This window comes from Janthinobacterium sp. FW305-129 (genome assembly GCF_020858115.1).
Classification (GTDB): Bacteria; Pseudomonadota; Gammaproteobacteria; order Burkholderiales; family Burkholderiaceae_D; genus Janthinobacterium.
Genome location: NZ_JACYMM010000004.1, coordinates 161,547 through 188,459 on the forward strand (window position 1 = coordinate 161,547; position 26,913 = coordinate 188,459).

The window sequence follows — 26,913 nt, forward strand, 5'->3', positions numbered from 1 at the left end:
TCAGTGGAGGCAGGCGAGTCCGGGGGCCGTACGGAACAACGGCGCATCTCCACATCGGGTGGATCATGCGCCGCAGCTTTGTCAATTCAGGACCAATTTTTGAGTTATGAGCGTCCCAGGGATGGGTCGCTCACGGAATCCTTGCCATTTTCGATTCGTCCCGCGACGCGGCGCCGGAAAGTCTTCTGAGTACTGCAGGTAACGGAGAAGTCATACCAGTTGCCGCTGTCGGCCAGCGGCCAGTGATACGATCCTACCTCACCGGCGGCTACCTCGATGGTCCACGGGCCATCGCTGCGATATGCTTCTGCCGATACTGTGAATATGCAACGCGCGCTGCTTTTGTTGTGCAGTTTGAGTACGAGTTCAGTAGGGCTGCACCTCATGTAGCAGGCTTGAATTTCCGGACCTCGGGGATCGCCCTGTTCCTTGAGGTCACCGGCAAAGTGGCGATGAAAGCCGTTGGGGCCGAGCACCCACAAGCGGTACGCACCGTTATCGGACGCAACTTCCCAGCTGCCTTCCAGCGTCTTGCCGGCCTCTACGACATAGCGCCGCGGGATCCGGTCCAGATGCAATTCGTCATACACGTGAAACACCGCGCCGGCCTGGTTGCTGCTGTCGTTGGCAAACACCAACGTCACTTTTTTTGCGCCTGCGCCTGCGTCGGCCCGAGCCGTTACATGTAATACATACGGCAGGGCGCGCGATGGACGGGTACCCGCCGTCTGCACCGGTAACTTGGCTGTAGTAGATGCCAACGGTCTCGCCAGCGTGCGCGCCTTGCCCTGGCTTAGTGCCAGCGCATCCACATCCGCTTTGCTGCCGTGCCCGGTAAGCGTTGGCAACGCCCCCGTATTCGGGTTCACAAAATTAAAGCAAGTGGTCAGGTCGCCACAGACGGCGCGCCGGTAAGCGCTGATCTGCGGCTCGAGGACGCCAAACCGCTTCTCAAGAAATTGCAGCACTGAGGTATGGTCGAAGACCTGCGAGTTGACCCAGCCGCCACGACTCCACGGTGAGACGATCCACATCGGCACACGCATTCCTGGGCCGTACGGCCGACCATCGATGCCTGGTTGAAGATTGGTCGCCGGTTTGTGGTTGTGATACTCGACCGCGATGTCGGCCTTGTCGAGCGTAGTGGCACCTGCGACGCTGCCGTCAGGATTGACCGAGGGCGCGCACGGCGGTGGAAGGTGATCGAAGAAACCGTCGTTCTCGTCATAGTTGATCAGCAGCACGGTCTTGCTCCACACCTCAGGATTCGCCGTGAGCGCATCGAGAACCTGCTGGATATACCAGCCGCCTTGGGCAGGGCTGGAGTATCCAGGATGCTCACAGTAGGCCGAAGGCGCAATGATCCAGGAAACGGCTGGCAACTTGCCGTTGGAGATGTCTTCGCGGAAGGTTTCCAGGAAGCCGTGAGGCATGGTGTTGTGGAATCCCTTGGCCAACGGGCTGAGGGCGTCGTCGATGCTGGCGTCATAGAATGGGCCGGCGCGGGTGACATCCTGTCTGATGTCGGAGGAGGGAGCATGGAGCGGACGGCGATTGGCGGGAAGTCTTTCAATTTCAGCGCGCCAGTGGCGAAAACTGGTCATTTCGTTGCAGCCAAAGTTGTCGACCAGGCTCTGGTACACCTTCCAGCGCACTCCGGCCTTTTCCAGGCGGTCCGCATACGTCGTCCAGGTCCATCCTTCGCTCGAAGGCCCGATGTTGTTGCCGATGTTGTACTGGTTGTCGAGTGCCGCTATCTCCACTTTCTTGCCATCGATGGGGTTCCGGCCGTTGGGACCGTTTGTGCCGGTAAAATAGAACAGCCGGTTTGCAATTGTCCCCGCGTGGATGCCACAGTGATAGTGGTCGCAGACGGTGAAGGCATCGGCCAGCGCGCGTTGAAACGGCACCTCCGCCGTATCGAAATATCCCATGGAAAGGGAACCCTTGGAGTCTGGCCAACGATTCATCCGGCCATGATCCCACGCCGCCTGCGAGTCGCCCCATGAGTGCGGTGCGCTGCCGGCGCGTTGCGCGTTGCCCTTGGTTTCATCAAGATGGAAGGGAATATACGTGCCGGCAGATTTTGGCTGGGTATGGGTCTGGTACATGATGTTGCTCCCGTTCGGCGACGGCGCGACGAATCGGTCACCGTATCCCCGGACGCCCTTGAAGGTGCCGAAGTGGCTATCGAATGAGCGGTTTTCCATCATGATCATGACGACATGCTGAACATCATTGATCGTCCCCGTGACGTTATTGGCTTCTATGGCCAGGGCGCGCCGGATCGCCGGCGGAAATGCGGACAAGGCTGCAAGGGACGCCATCGTGCCGAACGAATTGCGCAGGAACTGGCGTTTGGAATTGTTTGTAGACATGGTGGAGTAGCCGCAGGTAACGATGTTGGGTGGATAGGTGATCCGGTGGCGAAGGGTGCCTGGCGGTTACCATGTCAGGGCGTGGGGGCGCATTGCGACTTCTCGCACGTCGATGGGGGCGGAGGAGGGCTGGGGCTCAGAGTCGGAGCCGAGGCTGAGGTTCCACCGCCACAGGCTGTCAATGCGCATAGCCATGACAAGGACAGGACGAGCCGGAGACGGTCACGCGACAGACGCAAGGTTGGGGAAGCTGTTTTCATTTGGTTAGGCCAAAAGGTTGATTGCATACGCAACGACCTGCCTGGGTGTGCTGCGTGATCACCCAGTCTTGGCCACTGTCGCAGGTTTGTTCGTGGACATTGCACTGCAATACCCGGAACCAGGGAAGTGCTGGTCAATTCTTTTCTTGGTGAGGTTGAAGTCTCAAAGGGGCGAACGGCGAACCGCTCCAGCCATTTCCTGTCAAGCGGTGCCGAGCAACATGCCCCAAGGGGGACTCGCTGTCGATCATGGACAGGACACTGTCGCGTCGGATCTGCTTTTTCTTGACGGGGGATTCAAGGTCGGAAAAGTTCTTTTGCATGATCGATGGCGGCCTGGGAGAGTAACTATATTGTCTCAGATGAACGCGCCGCAGGGAATGGCGGCCGATGAATTAATCTATGCTTCTTGAGGAAACCGAATGAAATCTCTAAATCTTATCCAGAAAGATGAATGGGTGGAGCACTAGAAAAAAGCCTGGCATAAGGTCATCTTGAAAAACATTTGTAGCGATGCGCAATGCACTGAAACAGAGGCCCCACTCTGCATGCACATCATTGCTGCGTCATGCATTGAAGCTTATTCGTCCTGTAATCAATGATGTTGATTAAAAGCAGTTCTTCAGCAGAGAAGCCATCTTATGGCTCCCTGCCATGTGACTGCGCAGAGGCGCCGGTATCCAACGTTCGGGTTTCAGTTCATTCGGGCGGTTTTTTATTGCCTGATCACTGCCTTATCTATCCAAGCGTGATCGCCATATCCTCGGTGCTCTCGTGGCATAGATATGGGGCATGCGCAAATCTCTGTGGCCGACCATGCGCGCCAGGTCCAGCACGTTTAATTCTATTTCCAATCGTGTGATGGCTGCATGCCGGCTGTCGTGCAGGGTTTGCCCTTCGATGCAGGATTGTTCGTGCGCTTTGCGGAACAGGGCATCGAGCGAGGCGGCAATACCGAACAATGGCGCATCGCCGGAGTCCGGCAGCAGCGCCAGTAGTTTCAGCGCGCGCGTCGATAGCGGCACGTCACGCCGCACGCCGTTTTTGTTGATCCGAGGTAGGCAGGCAAGCGGGCGACGGCGCCGTCAACCCAGGCTGGCATCAGGCCGCAAATTTCTCCGGCTCGCATCGCCGTTTCGATGGCGAAGAGGTAGGCGGCGACAGCCACGGCCTGGCTCTTCGTCGTCATAGGCTCGTCGGTGAAGCCCGGTGCGTTGCACCGCCTCGGCCATGGTGCTGCATGTTTTAGATTCCCGAGTGCCGTGGATGGCGATCTCTGCCCGCCAACCGCCAACCCGTTTCCTGAACGAAGCCATGCATCCCTCTCGTTGGGGCGTAATCACGGCGTAAATCTGGCGTAATCGCTACAGGTTCTTGTCGGATTTACTCTGAATAAGGGGAAATGTCGGGACGTAAAAAAACCACTAAACCGTTGATTGTATTGGGTTTAATGGCTTTTTTTTTATGTTTCTGAATTCTGTGCGCTGGTGCCCGGAGCCGGAATCGAACCGGCACGCCCTTACAGGCGGGAGATTTTAAGTCTCCAGTGTCTACCAGTTTCACCATCCGGGCAGCGCGGCGAGATTCTAGCACAAGAGATAGGCGTTACACCACCTTCTGCCGGCAGGCGCTGCAAGGCATGACGACAAGTGGGTCGGCTCAGTCGGCGAAGGTGATCCTCAATATCCTGTCGCCACAGAAAAAATCCAGTGCATAGACGGACGGTGTCGGCAGGAAGACAGGCTCTTCCAATGCCTTGCAGTCGGCACTGCTGCGCAAGTGCCAGCGAGCCGGGCTGATGATGTGATTGCCTTTTCCGGCTTGCGTCATGGAGGGCAGGGCGATGCTATATTCGCCTTGTCCTGACGCGATCAGCAAGGCGGGGCGGCCTTCTGCATATTTTGATACATCGCGTATGACGATAGGAAATTGTCGTGGCAGATAGCGGTGCTCTCCCAGGAATGAGTACGCGTTGAGCCTGCTTGTCGCGATTTGGCCGGTTTTGAAATCATGGTATTGCAGCTCGTGTACCGTATTGACAAAGGCAGCGGACTGCCGCTCTGATTGAAATGCACCGGTGACGGCGATGGCGATATCGAGTGCTGCGCGCGTGGGAGCGATCATATGCTGGTCGAAATGGCGCGTACGCTGGTTGAAAAAGCTGAGTTTCAGCAGGTGGTGCGCATCCCTGGCATACCAATGCAAGCCGGCAAAGTGGCCACCTAGCGCGGGATTGAGCAAAGGGCCGTTCAAAGTGTCCGAGAAAAAACCAAATTTGCTATTGTTCATGCGCTTGTCGCGCTGGAGTTGCCCATCCTCGAGCATAGCCAGTTGCATCACGTCAGAACAAAAAACGGATGTGCATGGCGTTTTCCGTTCCGCAAATAACAGCGGTATTTGTCCTGTATAAGTTTCCTCAAAATAAAACGGAAACAAGTGCAGTGTCGCATCCAGCTGCAGATGCGCGACGCGAAAGTCATTGTCGAGATAATACAAATTGCGGCTGATGGGGCCTCTGGCCGTCTCGCCAGGATGGGCCTGGCCCTGCAGGTCGATGGGGGAGTACACCCGGACCAACTGTTCGCCCTCGCTAGTCCACGCGGGTCGCATGACATTTCCCAGTCTCATCCAGCGAACTTGCGTAGGTGTGCTAAAACGCTCATCCTGAATCTTTTGATAGACTAGCAGGCGCATCTGCTCGTCAAGTATCAACAAATGGGCGGCTTGCGGATCGGGTGGTGATTCGGCCGGGCTGGCAGGCCGGTCTTCGGCGAGCAGGAGGATGTATTCGCTTTTGCCGTCGAAGTTGATATCGAGCTTGTTGTATTGTTGTACGTGGCAGTGTTCCAGCAAACCATTGATTCCAATACTAGTCGGTGCGGAAAACGCTAATTTTCCATTGTTCGATGTGGCCAAGGCAAGCCGGATTGCGCGTGGATTGACCGGATCGGGCCCCATGGCCAGGTAGCCGTGTGGCCTGCGGTCAAGGTCGGATTGCTCGACCCTGCGCAGCTGCATGCCTGCTTCCAGGCTACCGCTGATCGGGTAGCTTGTGATGTGCGGCCCGCCCATCGTCTTACCGACAGACCGGGTTAGCGTGGCGCCGATGTCGAATGGGGGCTGTGCGACGCCATTGATGCTGACTGTTACCGTGTAGGCGAGGTTGGACGGAATGGGACGGTCGGTACGCGCCGGGTCGGGTAGCTGCAAATGGATAGCGAAGCGTTTTTCCTGTTGTGTCGGCCAGTTACCGTTAAAGGATGCGCGGTCGATGGTGGCCGATGGTAGCACCATATCGGCGCCGGCGGGCCGGATAGTGATCGCGAAGCGCGCAGCAGGACTCGATTCCCAGACGTTTTTCAGTGCCAGCTCCAGTGCGACGGTCTTTGCGACGCCGTCCCAAGATATAGGCTTGACCTCCTTGTGCGCCGGTAGTATCAAGGCCCGCGCGGGCAACGCCAAGGCGGCAGCGATATCCAGCTGGCCGGATCGCAGCGGTATGCCACGCGGATCCAGGCTGTCGACGGCATGGCCGCTAGTGTTGAAGGGCCCTTCGATGATTCGGGTTTCAGGCAGCACGGGCCTGGCGCCCAGTACCAAGCGCGGATAAACGTCTGCCGCTGGAATGCCTCGCGACAGCAAAAGGGCTACGGCGCCGGCGACCATGGCTGCGGCCTGGGAGGTGCCCGACCTGTTGTCGTAGGCGTATCCCGGTTGCCGGATTGATCTGTGGCCAACTGGTATCGGCCCCGGTATCTCGACACCTGGCGCTGCGATATCTACGCCAGGGCCGATATTCGAAAAACTGGCGATGGCGCCATCGGGCCGGCTGGCGGCGACACAAATGACGCCGCTTAACTGACAGGGGACGGGCAGCGTGGTCGATGCATCATTTCCCGCCGCCGCGACGACCAGGACGCCACGGGCCTGCGCCTCGGCGATTGCCGCCGCGACCGGGTCGGTGACGGCGGTGCGTGGCCAGCCGAAGGGTAGCAGCATTAGTTGGACCGACCTGTCCGCAAGGCTGCGAATGGCAGCAGCCATGCGCTGAGACAATTCTTGAATGCTCACGGCATCCACGCCCATCCGCTCCGACACGGCATCAATAAGATGGGGTTTGACTGGTGCGTTGCTTGCACGCGGCAATACCTGCATGGGGATGATGACAATGTCTTGCGAGATCGATGCGACAATGCCGGCCAGATGCGTGCCGCTGCCATCGGTATCGCTGTAGCCAGCATTATCACCGGACGCGGACAGGTGCGGTGTGCTTGTGTCACTTCGGGCAAGCAGTTTGGCAAAGGCGGGATGAGTGGCATCCAGGCCTGTATCGAAGATTGCTATAGTGACGATCTTGCGCGCCGTCGCCGTCGCCGGCGTCGGCCCTGGCAGGCCGATATCCTGCCCGGCGACAGCTTGAATGCGGTAGCTCTGCATCTGATCCAGATCCACCGGGATCAGGCCCCCCTTGTTATGCAACGCCCACGATGCCGGCACGTCTGGGGAAGCTTGCACCGGCAGGGCCGCCATGCAAGCCAGGCAAGCGGATGTCATCAAGCGCCATGTCCACATACAGCCTCCTGCAGGTAGGAGCCTCCATCTTCGCGCATCATGCCAGCGTTTGATTGATATTTATCACACTCGGCGTTCATAGATAGCTGACCATGGATCAAGCCGGCAGCGCTTCCGCCGGAGCACCATGGTCCATCCACCAACGGGAGGTTTTCATCATGCGTCCAACCCATCAGCAATATGGCACCGCTACACTGCTGCTGTTCTCAATATTGTCGGCTGGTTGTAACACGGAACAGAAGACAGTCGAGCCAGTCGTCATCACGCCGCCAAAAACCGGCTTCCAGTGCCTGCCAGTGCCCAGCACCTGGATGGCCGCCGGCAGTATCTTTTCTGTCGATCAGGCCGGCACGTCGTTCCAGATCGGCATGGTGGACACCATCAAACCCAGCGGTCCGCATCCGGCGGGATTTCCACAATATACGGCCAGCACGAGCTTCAATGTTGGCCTGTTAATGTCGACGTTGGCAACCCTGACCAAGTCCACCGGATGGGATGCGCAAGTGAGCGCCAACGCCGCCAACAAGCTGTGGGTGAGCAGCAAATACGAGGCGCCCACGCTGATGATCGTCGAAGGACAGCCTGAAGCCGAGGCTATCAACTGGTTTTCCAATACCAAGCACTATCGTATTGAACCCGGCGTTCGATATTACCTGGTACGCGAGGCGCTGCGCGCCGACAATGCCGCTTACGAAATCAGGCGTGACGATCTCAGCAAGATTGGTGCCGAGGCATCGGTGCGCGATATGGTCAAAGGCAAACTGAGCTTCGGCGACAACCAGTCCAATACCGCCTATATGTTGAGCGCCAAGTTTCCCGAGCCCTTGAATGTCTGCGTCAAATCAAAGGAGTTACGCATCGCTTCATCCGGTGCCGGGGGTATCCAGCGCCTGGAACTCGTCGACGTCGACCAGCCGATTCTGATCACTAGTGTGGGCCGTTGATGAACATCTACGCGCGCTGCCTGTCGCTGTCGCTGGCTTGCGCGCTATGCTCATGCCGCTCGGTGGCGCCCGGGCCGTCCGACACGCACAGCATGCTGACGCGCATTGATGCCGTGGTGAGCAGGCTGGACGAGATCGAAGCTGCGCTCAGTGTTACTTTGCGCAAACGCACCGTTTTGCTGCGCGTGAACGCACTGGCCCAGCATGGCAAACCGATACTGCCGTCTCAGTTGCTGGCACAAATGCCCGCGGTAGACCACAGCGCGTTGGGCGCGGCGTTCTTTGCCTTGCTCGAAGAGGTCGCTTCAGGCAATGAAATCGCCCCAAGCTACGGCTGCAGCCGGTGGAGCGATAGCCAAGAGCAGAGCGTGGCGCGTGCATTTGGCGAGCGCCAGCGCGAGGCTGCCGCGTATCTGGATGCGGTTGTCCGTGTACAGATCACCGGCTGTGAGCCGACTGGCCTTGCCGTCAATACGACCAGTGCTTCGCTGCCTTCCGATAGCAACTCCAAGGCCCAGAAATCGGAGTCCGACAAGGCGGCTGACGCGGCAATGAATTTGCCTTTCCAGGTCACCGAGGGTGAAATGCATTTTGTCATGCTGGGCCAGGCTTTTCGCTTCGGCAATGTTGATGACGACAAGATCCCTCTAGCTGCTTACTTGCAACGGCAGGTACAGAGCAATGTGCAGGCAGTGCAACGATTGATTTTGCAGACGCGACCAGACGCGAGTCCGCTCACCGTTCTGTTCGACCGTAATGTCACGACTGCCTCTGTCGCGGCATCGATGCAGCGCGACCCCAGAGGCTGGTTCAATGCCGAGGCGCAGGCCAATGCACGTACGCTGTACATTTCTCCGACCGTGCCACGTGCCGCATTGGTTTTTTGTGCAGTCAGCCGGCACTATCGCTTGAGCTTGAATGAAAACCTGAAAAAAAACTTGAGGCCGGAATTGCTCAAAAGGGCGTCAACGACAGATGATGTCGCAGCGACGGTGGTGGCGGCGGAAAAATCCGCAGACAGGATGGCGCAATGCCTGGCCGATGAAATGTTCTTTTTATTGGCGCATGAGCTTTCCCATGGCATGTTGAAGATCGGTTCGGAGGCGATAGCCGATTGCTCGGCGCGCGCGCTTGGCGCTTCGGTGGGACGGGAGAATCTGGGCCTGTTTGCCAGCCTGATTTTTCCGGTAGCCAATAGCCAGGATTTTTATCGGCTATTGGGCTTGAGCGCGGCTGGGCGCGAAGCGCTGCTATGTCGCGAACGGTCGCTGCAACAAACAAAGGTCTCGTTGATGACGCCCTTTGCGACTTCATTTCTGGCCTGCCTGGCCATGCATGACCCCTGCCCGTGAACAGGAGGGATGCCGGTCGGCTTGCATCGAGCGGCATCTTCGTTGCTTGGTATTCGCCAGCGTTTACCTATCAAAACACCGCCTTGAACTGCACCCCATACGTGCGCGGTTCGTTGATGATGCCCGTCAGGTTGTCGAAATCGATCGCGCCCAGCGACTGGATCTGGTTGGTGATGTTGCGGCCATACGCGGAGAGTTCGTATTTGTCCCATTTGTAGCCGACGCGCAAGCCGCCTTCCAGCAGTTCCTTGGCCTTGTATTCCTTCGCTTCATACAGGAAGAAGTTGTAGCTGGTGCGGTAGGCCCAGTCCGTGTAGGCGTAGAACTCGCCGTTGGCGAGGGGAATGCTGTATTTCAGGGTGAAGTTGGTTTGCCATTCCGGCGCGCGCGGCAGCGGGTTGCCGTCGATGTAGGCCGTGCCCTTGAACGGGCCCAGCGGGTCGGTGACGGTGCAGCCGCTGGCCGGGTTGTTTTGCGCGTTGCCGCAGCTTTGCACGAACAGCTTCTTGTCCTGGATTTCCGTGTGGTTGTAGCTGCCGCCCAGGGTCATGCTGAGCGAGTCGCTGAGGTTCGCCTGGAAGTCCAGCTCCACACCGCGGCCCGTGGCCTTGTCGGCGTTGATCAGCTGGTTCATGTTGACGGCGCCGCTGCCGGCCGTCAGCTGCTTGTCCTTCACGCGGTACTGGAACACTGCCAGGCTCAGGCGCGCGCGCTTGTCGAACAGGTCTTGCTTGATGCCCGCCTCGACGGACAGCGCTTTCTCGGCGCCGGCAAACGAGGGGCGGTCGGCCAGGCCGTTCAAGCGGCCCTGCATCGACGGCGCGCGGTAGCCGGTGGCGATGCGCGCGTAGGCATTCGTTGCCGGCGTGAGCACATAGGTGCCGCTCAAGTCCCAGCTGACGTTGTGCGAGGTGTCGTGCAAGTCGAAGGGACCGGCCGTGGTCGCTTCCACGCGCTTGGCCGAGAAATCCTTTTTGTCGCTCGTGTAGCGCAGGCCGGCGCGCAGTTTCAGGGCGTCCGAGACCGTGTAGTTGAGCGAGCCGAACGCCGCGTACGACTTCGAGCTCTGGTTTTGCGTGGCGTAGTTCGGGCTTTGCGGGTTGCCGGGCGCCAGGCTGTTGAAGCCGAAGCTGTCGATCTGGATATCTTCCTTGAAGTAGAACAGGCCGCCTATCCATTGCAGCGGGCCGCGGGCAGACGATTCGGCGCGGAATTCCTGCGAAATCTGCTTGTGGTTGGGGATCGCGTCGGCCGTTTCCACGACGAAAGGAATGAAGCCGGGGCCCATCGGCGGCGCGTACACGGCGCCATAGCCGCCGTCGACGTCGGCGCGGCTGTAGAAATCGAGTTTTTCGTAGCCGGTGATCGAATGCAGGGTGACGCCGGGCAAGTCCCATTTCAGGCGCATGCTGCCGCCCTTGGTTTTCAGGTGCTGGCGGTTGATGCCGTCGGTGGGGTAGTTGTCATAATCAAAGCCGTCGACCAGGTCGTTCGTGCCCTGCTTCAGGATATTGGCGCGGAACAGCGTGGCCGTGCCGTCGAGGTTGCGCGCATGCACGTTGAACAGGGCCGTGAAGTCGCGCGTGGGCTTGACCAGCACCTGCAGGCGGGCGGCGCTGTCTTCATAGCCTTCGAAGTCGCGGGTGCCGGTGGGGCGCGGGTTGTGCACGCGGTCGTCGCGGCGCTGCGTCTGGCCGGAAAAGCGCAGGGCGACCGTGTCGCTGACGGGCACGTTGTAGGCGCCTTCCAGGTTCTTCATGCCATCCTTGCCGAAACCGCCGCTCAGGTAGCCTTCCGTCTTGAAGACGGGCTTGGCGGAATCGAACTTGATCACGCCGGCCGGCGAGTTGCGGCCGAACAGGGTGCCTTGCGGGCCGCGCAGCACTTCGACCTGATCGACGTCAAACACGGGAAAACCTTTCAACATGGCGTTTTCCTGCACCACGTCATCCATCACCAGGCCCACCGGCTGCGAGGCGTTCAGGTCGAAGTCGGTATTGCCCAGGCCGCGAATGTAGAAGCGGGGGAAGGTGCGGCCGTAATCCGATTCGACGGACACGCTGGGCGAGCGGCTGTTGAGGAAGCGGATGTCGGCGCCGCCGGCCGTCAGGGTGTCGAGCTTGTCGCCCTTCAGGGTGGCGATGGACATGGGCACGTCCTTGATGTTTTCCGCGCGCCGCTGGGCAGTCACGATCACCGTTTCCAGCTGGCCAGGGCCGGCCTGCGCCGCTGGTGCGGCCGGCGCCGGCACGCTGTCCTGCGCCAATGCCTGCAGGGGAAAGGCGGCAGCGATTGCCACGGCTATCAGGGTGTGGCGTATGGTGCTGGCGTGTGTGCTGGCATGCGGTGTCATCATGAAACGGCTCCTGTCGGTCAAGGTTGTTCGAAAGGTCCAGGCAGGCGCAAGTCCGCTAGACGAAAAATCATGCTAGCACGGAAAGTTTTGGTATTCATGCCATTTTCCAGGCCAGACTATTTATATGCGTTTCGACTCAATACGTGAATAAAATCGTATTTGTCGTCAATATCGGGCGGGTGCATAGTGGAGTGCCGGCAGGCCTGCGCGGGCGCAAATGGGGCGGGACATGGTGATGGGGTTTCCTGCGGCCGCGCAAAAAAGCCGCGTGCATTCTGTCGTAGTGCCGGGCTCGGAACGCAGGAAATACAACAGTTGCTGCGGATTTTTGCTGTGAAGGCTTGTTGTTGCAACGCGACAGGGGGAGACCCGCTGTGGCTCTCCCCCTGTGCGTGTGACGCGGGGCATGCGTGGCCGCATGCCCGATCTGCTCAATTAAAACTCTTCCCAGTCGCCGGCCGTCACGGCTTCTGCCTGCACCGCGCGCTGTTTCGCGGGCGCGGCCTGGCGCTTCACGGGGCTGCTGGCGGGTGCCGGTACCAGGCGCAGCGGCTTGTGGCTGGCGCGCACTGGCGCTGGGGCGGGTGCCGCGACCTGGCCGTCGTGCGTCTTGAAGATGCTCACGGTTTGCACCAGGTGGCTGGCCTGGTCGCGCAGCGATTCGGCCGCCGCCGCCGCTTCTTCCACCAGCGAGGCGTTTTGCTGCGTGACGCTGTCCATCTGCGCCACCGCCTGATTGATCTGCTCGATCCCGGTGGACTGTTCCTGGCTGGCCATCGTGATGTCAGCGATGATGTTGCTGACGCGGGCGACACTGGCGACCACTTCCGACATAGTCGTGCCCGCCTGTGCCGCCAGCCTGGCGCCCGCGTCGACGCGGCTGACGGAGTCGTCGATCAGGGTCTTGATTTCCTTGGCCGCGCTGGCGCTGCGCTGCGCCAGGCCGCGCACTTCGGTCGCCACGACGGCGAAGCCGCGGCCCTGTTCGCCGGCACGCGCCGCTTCCACGGCGGCATTCAGGGCCAGGATGTTGGTCTGGAAGGCGATGCCGTCGATGACGCTGATGATGTCGACAATCTTGCGCGACGATTCGCTGATCAGGTCCATGGTGCCCATCACTTGCCCCACCACGGCGCCGCCCTTGCTGGCGACGTCCGATGCGGTCGTGGCCAGCAGATTGGCTTCGCGGGCATTTTCCGCATTCTTGCGCACGGTGCTGGTGAGTTCTTCCATCGAGGAAGCGGTTTCTTCCAGTGAACTGGCTTGTTGTTCCGTGCGCAGCGACAGGTCGCTGTTGCCGGTAGAAATTTCCGCGGCGGCAAGGGCAACCGTGTCGGAATCCTGGCGCACGGACGAGACTACCGAGGTCAGCGACACTTGCATGCGCTGCAGGGCCGACAGCACGCTGGCCGTATCGTTTGGCGCAACGATAAGCTTGCCTGTCAGGTCGCCAGCGGCCAGCAGGCTGACGGCGTCGCACAGCTGCTTCGGTTCGGCGCCCAGCGCCTTGAGCAGGCTGCGCGTGATGAGCCAGCCCGCCAGGGCCGCCAGTACGATGGAGAGCAAGCTGGCGCCGATGAGGATATTTCTGTTGAGAATGTATTCTTCGTTATCTTGCTGCAGGATGAGGGCGGAACGCTGATCCGTCAGGGCGAAATACTCATCGCTGGCGGCAACGAGGGCGGCCAGCAACGGACGGCATTCCTCGTTCATCTTGGCAATGGCTTGTTCGTTTTTCTTTTGCAGCGCCAGGTCCACGATGGCCAGTGCCACGGGGGCATAGCGTTTTTCGATGCCGTCGATCTTGTTGATGACGCCGCGCACATCGTCCGATACCTCGGGCTGCTGTGCCAGCTGCAGCAGATGCTGCATGTTCTTGACGACATCGGCGTGGGCCTGCAAGACGTGTTTACGTTCGATCTCCAGGTCTTCCGGCTTGGTGACGAGCACGAGGTTCCTGGCCGCCACGGCACGCATGTCGATCGCGTCACGCACGCGGTGCGCCGTATTGGCGCGGGCGGTGATGCCGTTGACATACTGGTCAAAACTGGCGTTGAAGTTGGAAAGGTTCCGCACGGACAGGATCGATATGCCGATGAGGAAAAAGACCAGCAGGCCGAAAGCCAGAGTGAGCTGGGTGCGAACGGTGAATTTATCCATGATGTCTCTCCCAAGATACGTGTTGACGATTAGAAAGGGGGCTTGCGTGGGCAGGTGGCAAGCGGGCCGTACCTACGCAGTGCTTCTCTATCCAGAACACGGATTCGTGGTGTGAGGATCGTTTTACTTAAAAACCGATTTCAATAATTTATTTGTTTTATTTATTAAAATCATTGTGGCACAGAAAATTCAGTAAATCAATGAGATTTTGCGTGCCAAAAAACAACTTTTCGGCATGGATGGCTGCTCCGGGCGCTGCTTGAGCGGCCCGGAAAGCGTCTGGCGGGGGGGATCAGCCGGGAACGGGCGTGCCCTGGTGGAAAAGCATTTGCCAGCGGCCGTCGCGCCATTTCCACAGCGAACTGCGCAAGCTGGCGCTGGCGGGCAGGGCGCCGCAGGCGTGCCGCAGCGAGCGGTAGGTAGCCAGCGCAACATCCTCGGCCAGCAAGCGGGCTTGAAAATCGTGGATGCTGCGTGGGCAAAAATCTTCTGCTGGCAAGTCCGCCAGGGTTGCCGCACGCGTCCAGAGATTGCCCGAGCTGCCGAATTCGACGAACTCGTCGGCCAGCAGGGCCGCCAGCCTGGCGCTGTCGGCGCGCACCGCCTGGCTTTGCAGCGCCGCTTCCAGCGCCTGCAGGTGCGCTGCCAGGCTGTCCTGCGTATTATCCTGCGCGTCGGCCATTGCCGAGGTCATCAGATGGGAAACGCGCCCGCGCCCGATACATTCAGGCAGGCGACCTTGTCGCTGGAAAAATACTTGATTTGTCCCAGGCCGATGGCGTAGCAGCCGTCGCTGAGCGGGGAAATCGGGCCGGTAAGTTTTTCACCGCTGATCAAGGTCACCACCCAGGGCGTGGTGGCCGGTTTGCCTGCGTGGGCCAGTGCGTGTTGTACCAGGTCTGACATGGAGCCTCCGATGGAAATCAAAGCCTGATGATAGCAGTGGCGCGCAGCCTTGGGCGCTGCCGTGATGGCCGGCCGCCATTGTTAATTTGCATAATGGCAATAAAGTGATATAGTTGACAAGCAATCCGGGCGAAGCAACCTGGTCAGCAATGTTTATTGATCCTTTTCTGCCGTGCCGCGTTGGTTCCGCCGGACGCCGCGCGCAGTCCTTTTGAAAGCCGTACCATGTCCAGCCAGTATCACGACGCATCGCCCCGCTTTTCCATGCCTCCGCCGCCGGTCACCCAGACGCCGCTGGAATTCATGCCCACGCACGACCTGTCCTTCTGGGACAGCGACGTGTCGCCAGGCTGCACGGTGTCGCTCGATGCCGCCATGTCGTTCAAGGACGGTTATCCGTCCCTGCGCGTGGATTTGCCGGCAGGGTTGCCTGCCGGTACGGTCGTGCGCGTGGGCACCTCGGGCGCCGAGGGCAAAGGCCAGCCGCGCATTCCCTTCGGCTGGGACTTGCGGCGCTTTTCCTTTGCCTTGCGCTCGACCAATGCCGCCATCATGCAGATCGGCGGCATGATTTACCTGGGCGATAGCGAATGGAGTAATTACTGGTATGGCGCCCTGAATGCCTTGCATTACGGCGGCTCGGCCGGCGCGGACACGGTGATGTTCATCGACAACGAGTGGTGGGTGCCCAAGCTGGACGCGCCGCTCGATTGCGAAGGCGTGCCGACGGCAGCGACCCTGTCGCGCGGCAAATTTACGGTGCAGCTGTCGGCGGCCACCACGCAGCCGGAAACGATCTGGCTGGGCATGTTTGCGGCATTGCCGAAGCGTAAAATGCCCACCGTGATCCTGTCCTTTGACGACGGCTTCGCTTCCTGGGATACGTATCTGATGGAGCGGCTGAAGTACTATGGCTTGCCCGCCTCGTTTGCCATCGTCACGTCCCTGCTGGATACGCCCGATTACATGTCGGCAGAACGCATGAAGCTGCGCTTCAACGACCCGTCGCGCCTGTTCGACTTCATCCTGCACCAGAGCGTGCACGACAATGTTGTGGTGCAGGGTTCCGCCAACTATGTGACGGCGCTGCAGGTGGGCCGCGACCAGATGCGCACGGCCGGCATCGGCGGCGATGGGCCATCGCACCATGCCTGGATCGAATCGCTGTGGACCGATACGGCCATCGATGCCATGCGCGCCGCCGGCTTCCTGTCGGCCCGCGCCGCCGGCTATACGGCGGAGAGCGGCTTTGACCAGGTATTTTTCACCGGCAAGGACAAGGCCGCTTTCATCCTGAACACGGCTGCCGTGAGCCTGACGAACGATGTCACCTTTGCGCAAGTGCAAGCGGCCATCGAGGCGGCGGCGGCCGACGGGAGCTTTGTGTTTGTCAACGGCCACGATATCGTCAGGACGCCCGAGTCGACGTATCAGACTTCGTATGCCGTTATCGATGAGTTGCTGGCCTGGCTGGCGGGGCAGGTGGCGGCCGGCGCGCTGCAAGTGGTGTCGCATAGCCGCTGGTTTGCCGATACGACGGGCAGGGTGACGGACCGGCGCTGATCGCCCCGGGAGCAAGGCCTGCCCCGCGCCTTACGCGTCGGCCAGCAAGTTCTTGGGCAGGGCGACCGATACCAGCTTCCAGCGCCACAGGCCGTCGCGCGCCAGGGTCAGCTCGCCGATGTGGCTTTTGCTGTGGGCGCGCTGCACCACGACGCTGTTCCACGAGGTGTAGCGCAGTTTATAGTCGGGCTTGGTATTGCGCTTGCGGCCGCTGATGTCGCTGACCTTGGCGATGGGCTTTTCGTAGCGGTCATTGAGCTTCATCAAGGCGACGATGCCTTCGGGCATCAGCATGGTATCGAGCAAGGGGTCGATGACGTCGGGGCTGATGTCGTCGGCCACTTCCGGCGCCGAGAACAGGGTGTGCAGTTGCTGCCCCAGGCTGCCGCGCAGCTGGGCCAGGTCGATCTGCGCAGCCAGCGCCTGCGTATCCTCGTCCATGGTGGCCGCGCGGATCTTGTTCATGGTGAAATACGGGCTGCCATAGAAGACGCCGGCCAGCGCGACCAGTACCGCTACAGCGAGAAGCATCATTCTTTTCATCTGCAATCTCTCGGATGCCTGGCGACCCGGTGCGCCTGAAGTGTTGGCATTCTACATAATATTTCCCAAAATCAACATAGCGGTTTAGGTAAGTGTTGTTTTAGATCAAGTTTCTTTAAAGTAATTCCGGCGGCAAGATAATGTCCGTCAGTTTCCAGTCCCAGATGCCATGCCGGCGCAGCAAAAACTGGCTGGCGGCGGGGCCGGCGCCGCTGCGCCGCAGCACCACTTCATTCCACGAACGGTACGCCATGCCGAAGTCGTGGCGCTTGCCGTCCGCTCCCTGCTTGCCGTGCAAGATCAATACCGTGATGCCGGGCGGCGAGACGATGGTGTCGAGCATTTCCTTGAAATCGTCTTCATTGGCCGTTTCGCCGCCCGCGCGCAGCTGGCGCGCCACGCTGGCGCGGATGGCGGGCAGGTCGGCCTGCTGCGCCAGCGTTTCCAGGCGCACGGATTTCGCCGCGATGCTGATGCGGTACATGGCGATGTAGGGGCTGACCCAGGTGAAGCCGATGGCGGCGACGCTAAAAATGATCGCGGTGGCGTACTTTCTTTTCATGGTCCGTGTTTTTGTATGAGCTGTGCCGCCGTGATTTTACCCGGCCAGGCACGGCGGATGGTGTAGCATTCGTGCCGGCGCGGACCATCGCGCCGCAATATTGAGGACAACCATGAATATCACTATCAATCAGGTGCTGCAGTCGTACATCGATCCGCTCACCGCCAGCGAGTACGCGGCGCTCGAGCGCAGCCTGCTGGCCGAAGGCTGCCGCGACGCGCTGGTGCTGTGGAACGACGTGCTGATCGACGGGCATAACCGCTACGCCATCTGCCGCCAGCACGGCATCGAATTCAAGACCATCCAGAACACCAGTTTTAGTTCGCTCGACGACGTCATGCTGTGGATGATCGACAATCACCTGGCGCGCCGCAGCGTGTCGGACTTCCAGCGCGGCGTGCTGGCCTTGCGCAAGAAGGAAATCGTCGCCGCGCGCAGCCCGGCGCCCGTCAGCGCCCAGGATGCGCCCGATGGCGAAAACGCGCCGAAACCGCCAATGAGCACGCGCGAGGAAGTGGCCAAGGCGGCCAGATTGAGCAGCAACCAGATCAGCCAGATCGAGAAGATCCAGAAAGCGGCCTCGCCGGAACTGGTGGAAGCCGTCCGTTCGGGCACGATCTCCATCAATGCGGCGGCCACCGTGGCGTCGCTGCCGCCGGAAGAACAGGTGGCGGCCGTCGCCGGCGGCAAGAAGTTGTTACGCCAGGCGGCCAAGGAAATCCGCGAACAGCGCGCCGCCACGCGCACGCCGCGCGAGCCGAAAGCGCCTCACGTTTCGCAGGACACGCCGGAAACGGGCAACGAACCGTGGGCCGAGAATGCAGCCCAGGCGCCGTCCGAAGCGGAGCGCCTGCGCAGCGAGATCGCCAGTTTGAAGCAGAAAGTGGCGCAGCTGCAGGCGGAAAATGTGGAACTCAACCAGCGGATTGCCACCCTCATCGACGCATCCTGATATTGGAGTAGTGCATGCCAGTTCGCCGTGCCCTGTTCGCCGCCATCGCCTGCGGCATCGTTGCCAGTGCTCCCGCGCTGGCGGCGCCCGCCGTTGCCGCCACGGACATGGCCCGCTGGCGGGCGCAGGCCGCCAACGTCAGCATCGCGCGCGACACCTGGGGCGTGCCCCACGTGACGGGCAAGACGGATGCCGATGCCGTCTTCGGCCTGATGTATGCGCAAGCCGAGGACGATTTCCCCCGCGTGGAATTGAACTATATCAATGCCATGGGGCGGCTGGCGGAGGTGGAGGGCGAGCGGGAACTGTACCGCGACCTGCGCATGAAGCTCTTCATCGATCCGCTTGAGCTACAGGCGCAGTACCGCGCCAGCCCGCCGTGGCTGCGCAAATTGATGGATGCGTTTGCCGACGGCCTGAATTTTTACCTGGCCACGCATCCGCACGTCAAACCGCGGCTGATCGCGCGTTTCGAACCGTGGATGGCCCTCAGTTTCAGCGAGGGCAGCATCGGCGGCGATATCGAATCCGTCAACCTGGCGCAGCTTGAAGCGTTTTATGGCCAGCAAACCGCGCCTGTGGCGCTGGCCAGCGTGGAAACCGGGTTGGCGTCAGGTCTGGAGCCGGAGCCCAGCGGCTCGAACGGCTTCGCCATCGCGCCCGCCATCACGAAAAATGGCCATGCGCTGCTGATGATCAACCCGCACACCTCGTTCTACTTCCGTCCCGAAGTGCAGGTCACCAGCGGCGAAGGCCTGAACGCCTACGGCGCCGTCACCTGGGGCCAGTTCTTCGTCTACCAGGGCTTCAATGAACGCCTGGGCTGGATGCATACCTCGGGCGGCGGCGACGTGATCGACGAATACCTGGAAAGCATCGTCGACCGGGACGGTGCCTGGTTCTACCGCTATGACGGCGGGCTGCGCCCCTTGAAAGCCATGCCGCTTACCGTGCCGTACAAGCTGGCGAACGGCGCCATGGGTTCGAAAACCATCACCGTCTATTACAGCCACCACGGCCCCATCGTGCGCGCGCAGGATGGTAAATGGGTGGCAGTACGGCTGATGAATGAACCCTTGAAGGCGCTCATGCAGTCGTACACGCGCACCAAGGCGCGCGATTATGCGGCGTTTTACAAGACCATGGAATTGCGCACGAATTCGTCGAACAACACCGTGTATGCGGACGCGGACGGCAATATCGCCTATTTTCACGGCAATTTCATCCCCGTGCGCGACCCGCGCTTCAACTGGAAGCAGCCCGTCGACGGCAGCGACCCGGCCACGGAATGGAAAGGGCTGCACACGGTGGCGCAAACCATCACCCTGTTCAATCCGAAGAATGGCTGGATCCAGAACACGAACAACTGGCCGTATTCGGCGGCCGGGGTCCACAGCCCGCGCCAGCAGGACTATCCCGCCTACATGTCGGTCTACGGCGAAAACGCGCGCGGCCTGCATGCCGTCAAGGTTTTTCAGAATAAAACAGGGTTCACGCTCGACAGCCTGATCGCCGCCTCCTACGACAGCGAACTGACGGCGTTCGAAGCGCTGCTGCCGCCGCTGTTCGCCGCCTACGATGCGCTGCCGGCGGGCGGCGCGCAAAGGCTGGCGCTGGCCGACAAGATCGCCTTGCTGCGGGCCTGGGACTGGCGCTATTCGCTGACGTCCACCGCCACCTCCCTGGCCGTGTTCTGGGGCCAGGAACTGGCCGAACTGGCGGGCAAGCAGGCGAGGGAGCAGGGCGTGCCCGTGGTCGACTTCATGGCGACGGACAAGGTGCATGGCGAACAGCGCCTGGCGGCGCTGGCGACGGCGGCCGATAAACTGCAGCGCGATTTCGGCAACTGGCAAACGCCGTGGGGCGAGATCAACCGCTTCCAGCGCCTGACGGGCGACATCGTGCAGCCGTTTGACGATGCGCAGCCCAGCTTGCCCGTGCCTTACGCGTCGGGCAACTGGGGCGCGCTGGCCGCGTATGGCCAGAGCAGCAAGAGCCGCACGAAGCGCATCTACGGCGAACGTGGCAACAGCTTCGTGGCAGTCGTGGAATTCGGTCCGCGCGTCAGGGCGAAAAGCATCCTCGCGGGCGGCCAGAGCGGCGACCCGAAGTCGCCCCACTTCCAGGACCAGGCGGCCATGTATGCGAGGGGCGAGTTCAAGGAGGTGCTGTTCTATCCGGAACAGGTGGAACGGCACCTGGAGCGCAGGTATCGGCCGGGGGAGTGAGGAAACCCCACAGCAAAAGCCGGGGTCGTACCCTCAGGGTACGACCCCAGTAGTTCTGGTCTTGGGTTGATTTGAAATATCAGATTGCGTCGAGCGCCGTGCGCAAGTCATGGCGCAAATCCTCGATATCCTCGATCCCCACCGACAGGCGGATCAAGCCATCGCCGATCCCCAGTGTTGCCCGCTGTTCGGCAGGGATGCTGGCATGCGTCATCAGGGCAGGGTGTTCGATCAGGCTTTCCACGCCGCCCAGGCTTTCTGCCAGGGCGAATACTTCGCAGCGCTCCAGGAAGCGGCGCGCACCCGCCAGGTCCGTGTCGAGGTCGATGGAAATGATGCCGCCGAAACCATCCATCTGGCGCTGCGCCAGCGCGTGCTGCGGGTGCGACGCCAGGCCCGGATAAAACACCTGTTTGACTTCCTTTTGCTGTTCCAGCCACTGCGCCAGCGACAGGGCGCTTGCGCAATGGCGCTGCATGCGGATGGCCAGCGTTTTCACGCCGCGCAAGGCTAAAAAGCTGTCGAATGGCCCTGCGATCGCCCCCACCGAGTTTTGCAAAAAGCCCAGCTGCTCGCGCCATTCCGCCTGGCGTTCTTCCGCGCCCACGATGGCGATGCCGCCGATGATGTCCGAGTGGCCGTTCAAATACTTGGTGGTCGAGTGCACGACGATGTCGAAACCATGTTCCAGGGGGCGCTGCACCAGCGGGCTGGCGAAGGTGTTGTCGGCCACGGCGATGATGCCCCGTTCGCGGCAGATGTCGGCAATCGCGCGCAAATCGGCCAGTTTCAGCATCGGGTTGGTCGGCGTTTCGACCCATACCATTTTCGTCTCGGGGCGCAGCGCGGCCAGCAGGTTTTCCGGATTCGTCAGGTCGACATACGTGAAGTCATGGCCGGCCGAGCGGCGGCGCACTCTTTCAAACAGTCGATATGTGCCGCCGTACATGTCGTCGCCGGCGACGATATGGCTGCCCGCGTCCAGCAATTCCAGCACGGACGAGATGGCGGCCAGGCCCGAGGCGAACGCGAACGCGGCGCTGCCGCCTTCCAGGTCGGCCACGCAGCGCTCGAGCGCCCAGCGCGTGGGATTTTGCGAGCGGCCGTAATCGAGGCCTTTGTGCACGCCGGGGCTGTCCTGCACGAAGGTCGAGGTGGCGTAAATGGGCGGCATGATGGCGCCCGTCGACGGGTCGGGCGACTGGCCGGCGTGGATGACGCGGGTGGCCAGATGGCTCTTGCGGGTGGTTTCTTTACTCAAGATAAAGTCCTGCGTAGGTGGTTGAGAAGGTCGAAGCGGGTGATCAGGCCATAGAAGCCGGTATCGTCGGCGACGACGGCCGTCAAGCCCCGGTCCAGCGTGGCGCGCAGGGCGGGCAAGCCGCTGGACGGCGCCAGCGTTTCGATCTGCGTCGTCATGGTGGCGCCCACCAGGCCCGTGAAATGGGCGGCGTCGCTCGACACATGCAGCAGCAGGTCCGATTCGTCGATAATGCCGACCAGCTGGCCGTTATCGATGACGGGCAGCTGGGCCAGGTCGCTGGCGCGCATGCGGTTGAACGCCGTGAGCAGGGTGTCGCCGGGCGCCACGCTGACGACGTCGCCTTCGTCGTAGCGGCGCCCGATCAGGTCGCGCAAGTCGCCCGAGAGTGCCCGCTGCAACAGACCCTGGTCGCGCATCCAGCCATCGTTGTAGACTTTAGATAAATAGCGCGTCCCCGTGTCGCAGACGAACGTGACGACGCGCTTCGGGCTAGTCTGTTCGCGGCAGTATTTGAGGGCGGCGGCCAGCAGGGTGCCGGTGGACGAACCGCCGAGGATGCCTTCGGCGCGCAAGAGGGCGCGCGCGGAATCGAAACTTTCCTGGTCGCTGATCGTGTAGGCCTTCGTGACGCTGTCCATGTCGGCAATCGACGGAATAAAATCTTCGCCGATGCCTTCCACGGCCCACGAGCCGCTCGTGTCGCTGACCTTGCCCGTGTCGATGTATTCGGTGAGGATGGAGCCTTGCGGGTCGGCCAGCACGAATTCCAGCTTCGGCTGCGCCTTGCGGAAGTAGCGCGTCAGGCCCGTCAGGGTGCCGGACGAACCGACGCCGACGACGATGGCGTCGACGTCATGCCCGCTTTGCTCCCAGATTTCGGGCGCCGTCGTCGTTTCGTGGGCCAGCGGGTTGGCGGGATTGTTGAACTGGTCGGCAAAGAAGGCGCCCGGCAGTTCGCGCGCCAGGCGCGCCGCGTAATCCTGGTAGTACTCGGGGTGGCCCTTGCCCACGTCCGAGCGCGTGGTGTGCACTTCGGCGCCCAGCGCCTTCAGATGCAGCACTTTTTCCGTCGACATCTTGTCGGGCACGACGAGAATCACGCGGTAGCCCTTGATGCGGCCCACCAGGGCCAGGCCGATGCCGGTATTGCCGGCCGTGGCCTCGACGATGGTGCCGCCCGGCTGCAGGCTGCCGTCGGCTTCTGCCGCCTCGATGATGGACAGGCCGATGCGGTCCTTGATGGAACCGCCGGGATTTTGCGATTCCAGTTTCAGGAACAGCTGGCACAGGCCCGTGTCGAGCCTGGTGACTTCGACCAGCGGGGTGTTGCCGATCAGCTTGTATAGCGCTGGCGGCTGGGAGGGGGATGGCATTCGATCATTCATGGTGGCTCCTGTCAGAGAAACAGCCGCTCAGGATCGTGTCCCGAGCCGCCTTCCGTGCCGCGCAGTGTAGGCGGGGGGACGAGTGCGGCGAACGAATGTTTTAATGCTTGCATATACGGCATTTGCATATGGGGAGAGGCTTGCATCGTCCCAGTATGCGCCGTTTTTTTGCGTCATGCCGCGCTGTCGGCGCATGTATTAAGCTGCCGCAATGCCGGCAAGGCGATTTATAATCACGCCTCGAAAATAGTATTGAAAATCAACCAGACAGGGCAGGCGGCAGTGGCAAAACTTTATTTCCGGTATTCCGCGATGAACGCGGGCAAGTCGACGGCCTTGTTGCAGGTCGCGCACAACTACGAAGAGCAGGGCCAGCAGGTGCGCCTGTACACGGCCGCCATCGACAGCCGCTACGGCGTGGGCCGGGTCACTTCGCGCCTGGGTCCGCAGCGCCAGGTCGATATCTTCCATGCCGACACGAATTTCCTCACCGATATTCCTCAGGTGGCGTGCCTGCTGGTTGATGAAGCGCAATTCCTCAGCACGGCACAAGTGCAACAATTGCACCAACTGGCGCAAGTGAAGGGCGTGCCCGTCATCTGCTACGGCTTGCGCACGGATTTCAAGGGCGAACCGTTCCCCGGCTCGGCCTACCTGCTGGCGCTGGCCGACGATATCGAAGAGTTGAAGAATATTTGTACGTGCGGCAAGAAGGCCACGATGAACATCCGCGTGGACGAACAGGGCCGCCGCATCAAGGAAGGCGAGCAGATCAGCATAGGCGGCAACGAGAGTTACCGCCAGGCTTGCGGGCGCTGTTTCTACTCGTAAGCTTATTCGTTATTCGTTATTCGTTATTCGGCGGCGGGCATTCCCACGTCCGCATCATCCGCCAGCGCCAGATCACCCCGCTCGAAGGCGGCGAGGATTTCATTGGCGCGCGGCACGTCGTGTTCGCGCACCATGACGCGGGCGCCGCCGATGGCGGCTGCCAGCAGCATGTCGGCCTGCATGTGCTGGTCGTCCGTCAGCAGCACGTCGATGCCGGCCGCTGCCAGGCAGCCGCGGATGACGTGCGCATCCGTGGGGATCATCAGGCGGGCAATTAAAACATAGTCGTCGTGCATCGTGTCTCCTGGCAAGGTGGATTCATCCCCATCTTAGCACCAGGCTGTTGTTTGTCGTTTGAATTACAGCTTGAACACGCCCACCACCTGGTTCAGCTCCTGCGCCTGCTCCTGCAAGGCGTCGGCGGCCGCGGCCGCTTCTTCCACCAGGGCCGCATTCTGCTGGGTTACCTGGTCCATCTGGGCGATGGCCTGGTTGACTTGCTCGATGCCGCTGCGCTGCTCGTCGCTCGCCTGCGCGATTTCCGCCATGATGGTGCTCACTTGCTGCACGCTGGCCACCACCGTGTCCATGGTGGCGCTGGCCTGGCTCACTTGCGCGTGGCCCAGGTCCACCGTGCCGGCGGATGCCTGGATCAGATCCTTGATGTCTTTCGCGGCGGCCGTCGAGCGCTGCGCCAGGGTGCGCACCTCGGTGGCGACGACGGCGAAGCCGCGTCCCTGTTCGCCGGCCCGGGCCGCTTCCACGGCCGCGTTCAAGGCCAGGATGTTGGTCTGGAAGGCGATGCCGTCGATGACGCCGATGATGTCGGCGATCTTGCCCGACGAGCTGCGGATGGCGTCCATGGTGCTGGCCACCTGCGCCACGGCCGCGCCGCCTTCGGCTGCCAGGCTGGCCGAGTCGTGCGCCAGCCGGCTTGCCTGCTGCGCGTGATCGACGTTCTGGCGCACGGTGGAACTGAGTTCTTCCATCGAGGCGGCCGTTTCTTCCAGCGAACTGGCTTGCTGTTCCGTCCGGCTCGACAAATCCAGGTTGCCGCTGGCGATTTCACCGGACGCCGTGGCGATTTGCCCGGCGCTGCCGCGCACCTTGCCGACCACTTGCGACAGGTTGTCGCTGATGCGGTTCATGGCGCGCAGCAGGCGGCCGATTTCGTCCAGGCTGCTGGTGTCGAGGTGCACCGTCAGGTCGCCGGCGGCAATTTGCGCGGCGGCCGTTTCGGCGGCGGCCAGCGGGCGCGAGACGAGGGTGCGCACCAGCCAGTACAGCAGCAGGGCGAAGACGAGCAGGGCGATGAAGCCGGAAATGGCCAGCTGGTTGCGCAGCTGGCGCGCCTCCAGGGTGATTTCGTCCGTGAACGTGCCGCCCGCGATGATCCATTGCCAATCCTTGAATTGACGGTAGTACAGCTGCTTTTCGCGCGCGCTGGCAGCCGTTTCGCCGGGCGCCGTCCACGTGTAGCGCATGGCGCCGTCTTTCTGCGCCAGCATTTCCTGGATGAACAGGCGGCCGTCGCTGGCCTTGAACTCGAGCGCGCTCTTGCCTTCGCTGTTCGGGTGCAGCACCATGTGGCCGTAATTGGCGCCGGGCGCCGTGTCGAGGATATAGATGTAGCCCGTCTGGCCGATCTTGACCTGGCGAATCTTGTCTTTCAACATGGCCAGATTCTTGCTGATATCGAGGCCGATGAACAGCACGCCTACCACCTTGCCAGCCGCATCGCGCACGGGGTCGTATTGCGTGATGTATTGCTTGCCAAACAAGGTTGCCATGCCGACGAAACGCTGGCCCGCGCGCAGGGGAGCATAGCTGGGGTGGTTGTGGTCGAGCTGGGTGCCGATGGCCCGTTCGCCATCCTGCTTTTTCAGCGACGTGCTGATGCGCACGAATTCATCGCCGTTGGCGGCAAAGATGGTGGCGATCACGCCCGTCTGCGCCGTGTAGCGGTCGACCACGGCCGTGTCGAGGTTGAGTACCTTGCCGCCATTGGCCAGGGCCGGCGTGGCCTTGCCGGCCACGGCTACCATGGCGCCCGTGTCGACCGTGAACGGGCCGGGGAATTCGGCCGCGAACAGGCGCGCGAAGCTGGCCGCCTCGTTGACCATGGCGGTATGAAACACTTCCGTGGTCGTCATGACGCTATTGAGTTCGCTGGTGACGGCCGCTTCGGCCCGCTGTTCCAGCACGCGCGAGGTGTTGATACTCATCAAGGCAGTCAGGCTGGCCAGGATCAGGCTGACCAGGGCAAACGTGAAGACGGTAATCTTGCCGCCGACACTCCAGTGGCGGGGGGAGAAAGAAATTGTAGGCATAGTGTGAGTCAGGCAAAGGGTAAACAGCTCGGCCATTCCTGGTCATGACATGACACGCGGGGAGGGGATCTGGTGGGGAATGCTGTTGAAACGGAGGCGCGCCGGCCTGTGGCCGCGCGCAGGCAAGCTGGATTTCAGGGCGCGATGATAGCATGTTGCTTGCCATTTGTTACTAAGTGTTTCCCAAAGGAATCATTTTTTCGCATAAAAACATCATCCAGATCAAGACTTGCCGCTTTAGCCTATTGACTTTTTGTGTTCCATTGGGCTTGTTGCTATTTGTTGCTGGCGAACGATGCGATTTTTGTCACGAATGTTTCAGTTTGT

At 61.1% G+C, this 26,913-nt stretch carries 20 protein-coding genes and 1 tRNA gene; 6 read left to right on the plus strand and 15 right to left on the minus strand.

Translation table 11 applies throughout. The features are described from left to right. Positions 1 to 104: 104 nt before the first annotated feature. The 5 genes from IGS61_RS09690 to IGS61_RS09710 form a co-directional block, all read right to left on the minus strand. The gene (locus IGS61_RS09690) at positions 105 to 2,378 is read right to left on the minus strand and encodes a phosphocholine-specific phospholipase C (protein WP_230539394.1); all 2,274 of its coding nucleotides are present in this window, start codon (positions 2,376 to 2,378) and stop codon (positions 105 to 107) included. A gap of 994 nt (positions 2,379 to 3,372) precedes the next feature. Further along, positions 3,373 to 3,663 (minus strand): hypothetical protein, encoded by a 291-nt coding sequence (locus IGS61_RS09695; RefSeq protein WP_230539395.1) that lies wholly within the window; start codon positions 3,661 to 3,663, stop codon positions 3,373 to 3,375. After that, the gene (locus tag IGS61_RS09700) at positions 3,639 to 3,827 is read right to left on the minus strand and encodes a hypothetical protein (RefSeq protein WP_230539396.1); all 189 of its coding nucleotides are present in this window, start codon (positions 3,825 to 3,827) and stop codon (positions 3,639 to 3,641) included. The genes IGS61_RS09695 and IGS61_RS09700 overlap by 25 nt, the downstream gene beginning before the upstream one ends. 296 nt (positions 3,828 to 4,123) lie before the next feature. Continuing rightward, a tRNA-Leu gene (locus IGS61_RS09705) sits at positions 4,124 to 4,210 on the minus strand. Between the two features lie 87 nt (positions 4,211 to 4,297). Continuing rightward, positions 4,298 to 7,210, minus strand: a complete 2,913-nt coding sequence (locus IGS61_RS09710) for a S8 family peptidase (protein ID WP_230539397.1) — start codon at positions 7,208 to 7,210, stop codon at positions 4,298 to 4,300. 92 nt (positions 7,211 to 7,302) lie between these two features. Here IGS61_RS09710 and IGS61_RS09715 point away from each other — a divergent pair, with 92 nt between their 5' ends. Both IGS61_RS09715 and IGS61_RS09720 read left to right on the plus strand, forming a co-directional pair. After that, the gene (locus IGS61_RS09715) at positions 7,303 to 8,154 is read left to right on the plus strand and encodes a hypothetical protein (protein WP_230539398.1); all 852 of its coding nucleotides are present in this window, start codon (positions 7,303 to 7,305) and stop codon (positions 8,152 to 8,154) included. Then, positions 8,154 to 9,506, plus strand: a complete 1,353-nt coding sequence (locus tag IGS61_RS09720) for a hypothetical protein (RefSeq protein ID WP_230539399.1) — start codon at positions 8,154 to 8,156, stop codon at positions 9,504 to 9,506. Before IGS61_RS09715 ends, IGS61_RS09720 begins: the two co-directional genes overlap by 1 nt. Before the next feature lie 70 nt (positions 9,507 to 9,576). On the opposite strand, the gene IGS61_RS09725 is transcribed toward IGS61_RS09720, so the two are convergent. From IGS61_RS09725 to IGS61_RS09740, 4 genes are all read right to left on the minus strand, one after another. Beyond that, positions 9,577 to 11,859, minus strand: a complete 2,283-nt coding sequence (locus IGS61_RS09725; RefSeq protein ID WP_230539639.1) for a TonB-dependent receptor — start codon at positions 11,857 to 11,859, stop codon at positions 9,577 to 9,579. A 438-nt stretch (positions 11,860 to 12,297) separates the two neighbouring features. Then, positions 12,298 to 14,022 (minus strand): methyl-accepting chemotaxis protein, encoded by a 1,725-nt coding sequence (locus tag IGS61_RS09730; protein WP_230539400.1) that lies wholly within the window; start codon positions 14,020 to 14,022, stop codon positions 12,298 to 12,300. Between the two features lie 292 nt (positions 14,023 to 14,314). Then, a complete protein-coding gene (locus IGS61_RS09735) occupies positions 14,315 to 14,716 on the minus strand; it encodes a nuclear transport factor 2 family protein (protein WP_230539401.1) in 402 nt (133 codons plus the stop codon). Next, the gene (locus IGS61_RS09740) at positions 14,716 to 14,928 is read right to left on the minus strand and encodes a hypothetical protein (protein WP_010399127.1); all 213 of its coding nucleotides are present in this window, start codon (positions 14,926 to 14,928) and stop codon (positions 14,716 to 14,718) included. The genes IGS61_RS09735 and IGS61_RS09740 overlap by 1 nt, the downstream gene beginning before the upstream one ends. A gap of 225 nt (positions 14,929 to 15,153) precedes the next feature. Here IGS61_RS09740 and IGS61_RS09745 point away from each other — a divergent pair, with 225 nt between their 5' ends. After that, positions 15,154 to 16,491, plus strand: coding sequence for a hypothetical protein (locus IGS61_RS09745; protein ID WP_230539402.1), 1,338 nt, complete (start codon positions 15,154 to 15,156; stop codon positions 16,489 to 16,491). Between the two features lie 30 nt (positions 16,492 to 16,521). Here the strand turns inward: IGS61_RS09745 and IGS61_RS09750 are convergent, their stop codons facing one another. Beyond that, positions 16,522 to 17,025 carry a DUF2939 domain-containing protein gene (locus IGS61_RS09750; protein WP_230539403.1) on the minus strand — a complete coding sequence of 168 codons (504 nt, stop codon included), beginning with the start codon at positions 17,023 to 17,025 and terminating at the stop codon, positions 16,522 to 16,524. A gap of 124 nt (positions 17,026 to 17,149) precedes the next feature. Further along, positions 17,150 to 17,596, minus strand: coding sequence for a DUF2939 domain-containing protein (locus IGS61_RS09755; protein WP_230539404.1), 447 nt, complete (start codon positions 17,594 to 17,596; stop codon positions 17,150 to 17,152). 112 nt (positions 17,597 to 17,708) lie between these two features. Here IGS61_RS09755 and IGS61_RS09760 point away from each other — a divergent pair, with 112 nt between their 5' ends. Continuing rightward, a complete protein-coding gene (locus tag IGS61_RS09760) occupies positions 17,709 to 18,548 on the plus strand; it encodes a hypothetical protein (RefSeq protein ID WP_230539405.1) in 840 nt (279 codons plus the stop codon). A 14-nt stretch (positions 18,549 to 18,562) separates the two neighbouring features. Further along, the gene (locus tag IGS61_RS09765; RefSeq protein WP_230539406.1) at positions 18,563 to 20,776 is read left to right on the plus strand and encodes an acylase; all 2,214 of its coding nucleotides are present in this window, start codon (positions 18,563 to 18,565) and stop codon (positions 20,774 to 20,776) included. Positions 20,777 to 20,855: 79 nt separating this feature from the next. On the opposite strand, the gene IGS61_RS09770 is transcribed toward IGS61_RS09765, so the two are convergent. Together IGS61_RS09770 and IGS61_RS09775 are read right to left on the minus strand one after the other, a co-directional pair. Next, entirely contained in the window at positions 20,856 to 22,037 is a 1,182-nt protein-coding gene (locus IGS61_RS09770) for a trans-sulfuration enzyme family protein (protein WP_230539407.1), read from the minus strand. Beyond that, positions 22,034 to 23,425 carry a pyridoxal-phosphate dependent enzyme gene (locus IGS61_RS09775; RefSeq protein WP_442908048.1) on the minus strand — a complete coding sequence of 464 codons (1,392 nt, stop codon included), beginning with the start codon at positions 23,423 to 23,425 and terminating at the stop codon, positions 22,034 to 22,036. Before IGS61_RS09775 ends, IGS61_RS09770 begins: the two co-directional genes overlap by 4 nt. A 282-nt stretch (positions 23,426 to 23,707) precedes the next feature. On the opposite strand from IGS61_RS09775, the gene IGS61_RS09780 reads away from it, so the two are divergent. Then, positions 23,708 to 24,256 (plus strand): thymidine kinase, encoded by a 549-nt coding sequence (locus IGS61_RS09780; RefSeq protein ID WP_086144846.1) that lies wholly within the window; start codon positions 23,708 to 23,710, stop codon positions 24,254 to 24,256. A 23-nt stretch (positions 24,257 to 24,279) separates the two neighbouring features. Here the strand turns inward: IGS61_RS09780 and IGS61_RS09785 are convergent, their stop codons facing one another. Continuing rightward, positions 24,280 to 24,552 carry a putative signal transducing protein gene (locus IGS61_RS09785; RefSeq protein WP_230539408.1) on the minus strand — a complete coding sequence of 91 codons (273 nt, stop codon included), beginning with the start codon at positions 24,550 to 24,552 and terminating at the stop codon, positions 24,280 to 24,282. Positions 24,553 to 24,615: 63 nt separating this feature from the next. After that, positions 24,616 to 26,586: a methyl-accepting chemotaxis protein gene (locus IGS61_RS09790; protein ID WP_230539409.1), complete on the minus strand. Its 1,971-nt coding sequence runs from the start codon at positions 26,584 to 26,586 to the stop codon at positions 24,616 to 24,618. Positions 26,587 to 26,913: the final 327 nt, after the last annotated feature.

Excerpts from the sequence above, each read along its gene's own strand:
- IGS61_RS09725 (WP_230539639.1), bottom strand. The coding sequence starts at position 11,859 with ATGACACCGCATGCCAGCACACACGCCAGCACCATACGCCACACCCTG.
- IGS61_RS09740 (WP_010399127.1), bottom strand. The coding sequence starts at position 14,928 with ATGTCAGACCTGGTACAACACGCACTGGCCCACGCAGGCAAACCGGCC.
- IGS61_RS09720 (WP_230539399.1), top strand. The coding sequence starts at position 8,154 with ATGAACATCTACGCGCGCTGCCTGTCGCTGTCGCTGGCTTGCGCGCTA.
- IGS61_RS09710 (WP_230539397.1), bottom strand. The coding sequence starts at position 7,210 with ATGTGGACATGGCGCTTGATGACATCCGCTTGCCTGGCTTGCATGGCG.
- IGS61_RS09700 (WP_230539396.1), bottom strand. The coding sequence starts at position 3,827 with ATGACGACGAAGAGCCAGGCCGTGGCTGTCGCCGCCTACCTCTTCGCC.
- IGS61_RS09760 (WP_230539405.1), top strand. The coding sequence starts at position 17,709 with ATGAATATCACTATCAATCAGGTGCTGCAGTCGTACATCGATCCGCTC.
- IGS61_RS09755 (WP_230539404.1), bottom strand. The coding sequence starts at position 17,596 with ATGAAAAGAAAGTACGCCACCGCGATCATTTTTAGCGTCGCCGCCATC.
- IGS61_RS09745 (WP_230539402.1), top strand. The coding sequence starts at position 15,154 with ATGTCCAGCCAGTATCACGACGCATCGCCCCGCTTTTCCATGCCTCCG.
- IGS61_RS09690 (WP_230539394.1), bottom strand. The coding sequence starts at position 2,378 with ATGTCTACAAACAATTCCAAACGCCAGTTCCTGCGCAATTCGTTCGGC.
- IGS61_RS09790 (WP_230539409.1), bottom strand. The coding sequence starts at position 26,586 with ATGCCTACAATTTCTTTCTCCCCCCGCCACTGGAGTGTCGGCGGCAAG.
- IGS61_RS09775 (WP_442908048.1), bottom strand. The coding sequence starts at position 23,425 with ATGAATGATCGAATGCCATCCCCCTCCCAGCCGCCAGCGCTATACAAG.
- IGS61_RS09750 (WP_230539403.1), bottom strand. The coding sequence starts at position 17,025 with ATGATGCTTCTCGCTGTAGCGGTACTGGTCGCGCTGGCCGGCGTCTTC.
- IGS61_RS09765 (WP_230539406.1), top strand. The coding sequence starts at position 18,563 with ATGCCAGTTCGCCGTGCCCTGTTCGCCGCCATCGCCTGCGGCATCGTT.
- IGS61_RS09735 (WP_230539401.1), bottom strand. The coding sequence starts at position 14,716 with ATGACCTCGGCAATGGCCGACGCGCAGGATAATACGCAGGACAGCCTG.
- IGS61_RS09715 (WP_230539398.1), top strand. The coding sequence starts at position 7,303 with ATGGATCAAGCCGGCAGCGCTTCCGCCGGAGCACCATGGTCCATCCAC.
- IGS61_RS09785 (WP_230539408.1), bottom strand. The coding sequence starts at position 24,552 with ATGCACGACGACTATGTTTTAATTGCCCGCCTGATGATCCCCACGGAT.
- IGS61_RS09730 (WP_230539400.1), bottom strand. The coding sequence starts at position 14,022 with ATGGATAAATTCACCGTTCGCACCCAGCTCACTCTGGCTTTCGGCCTG.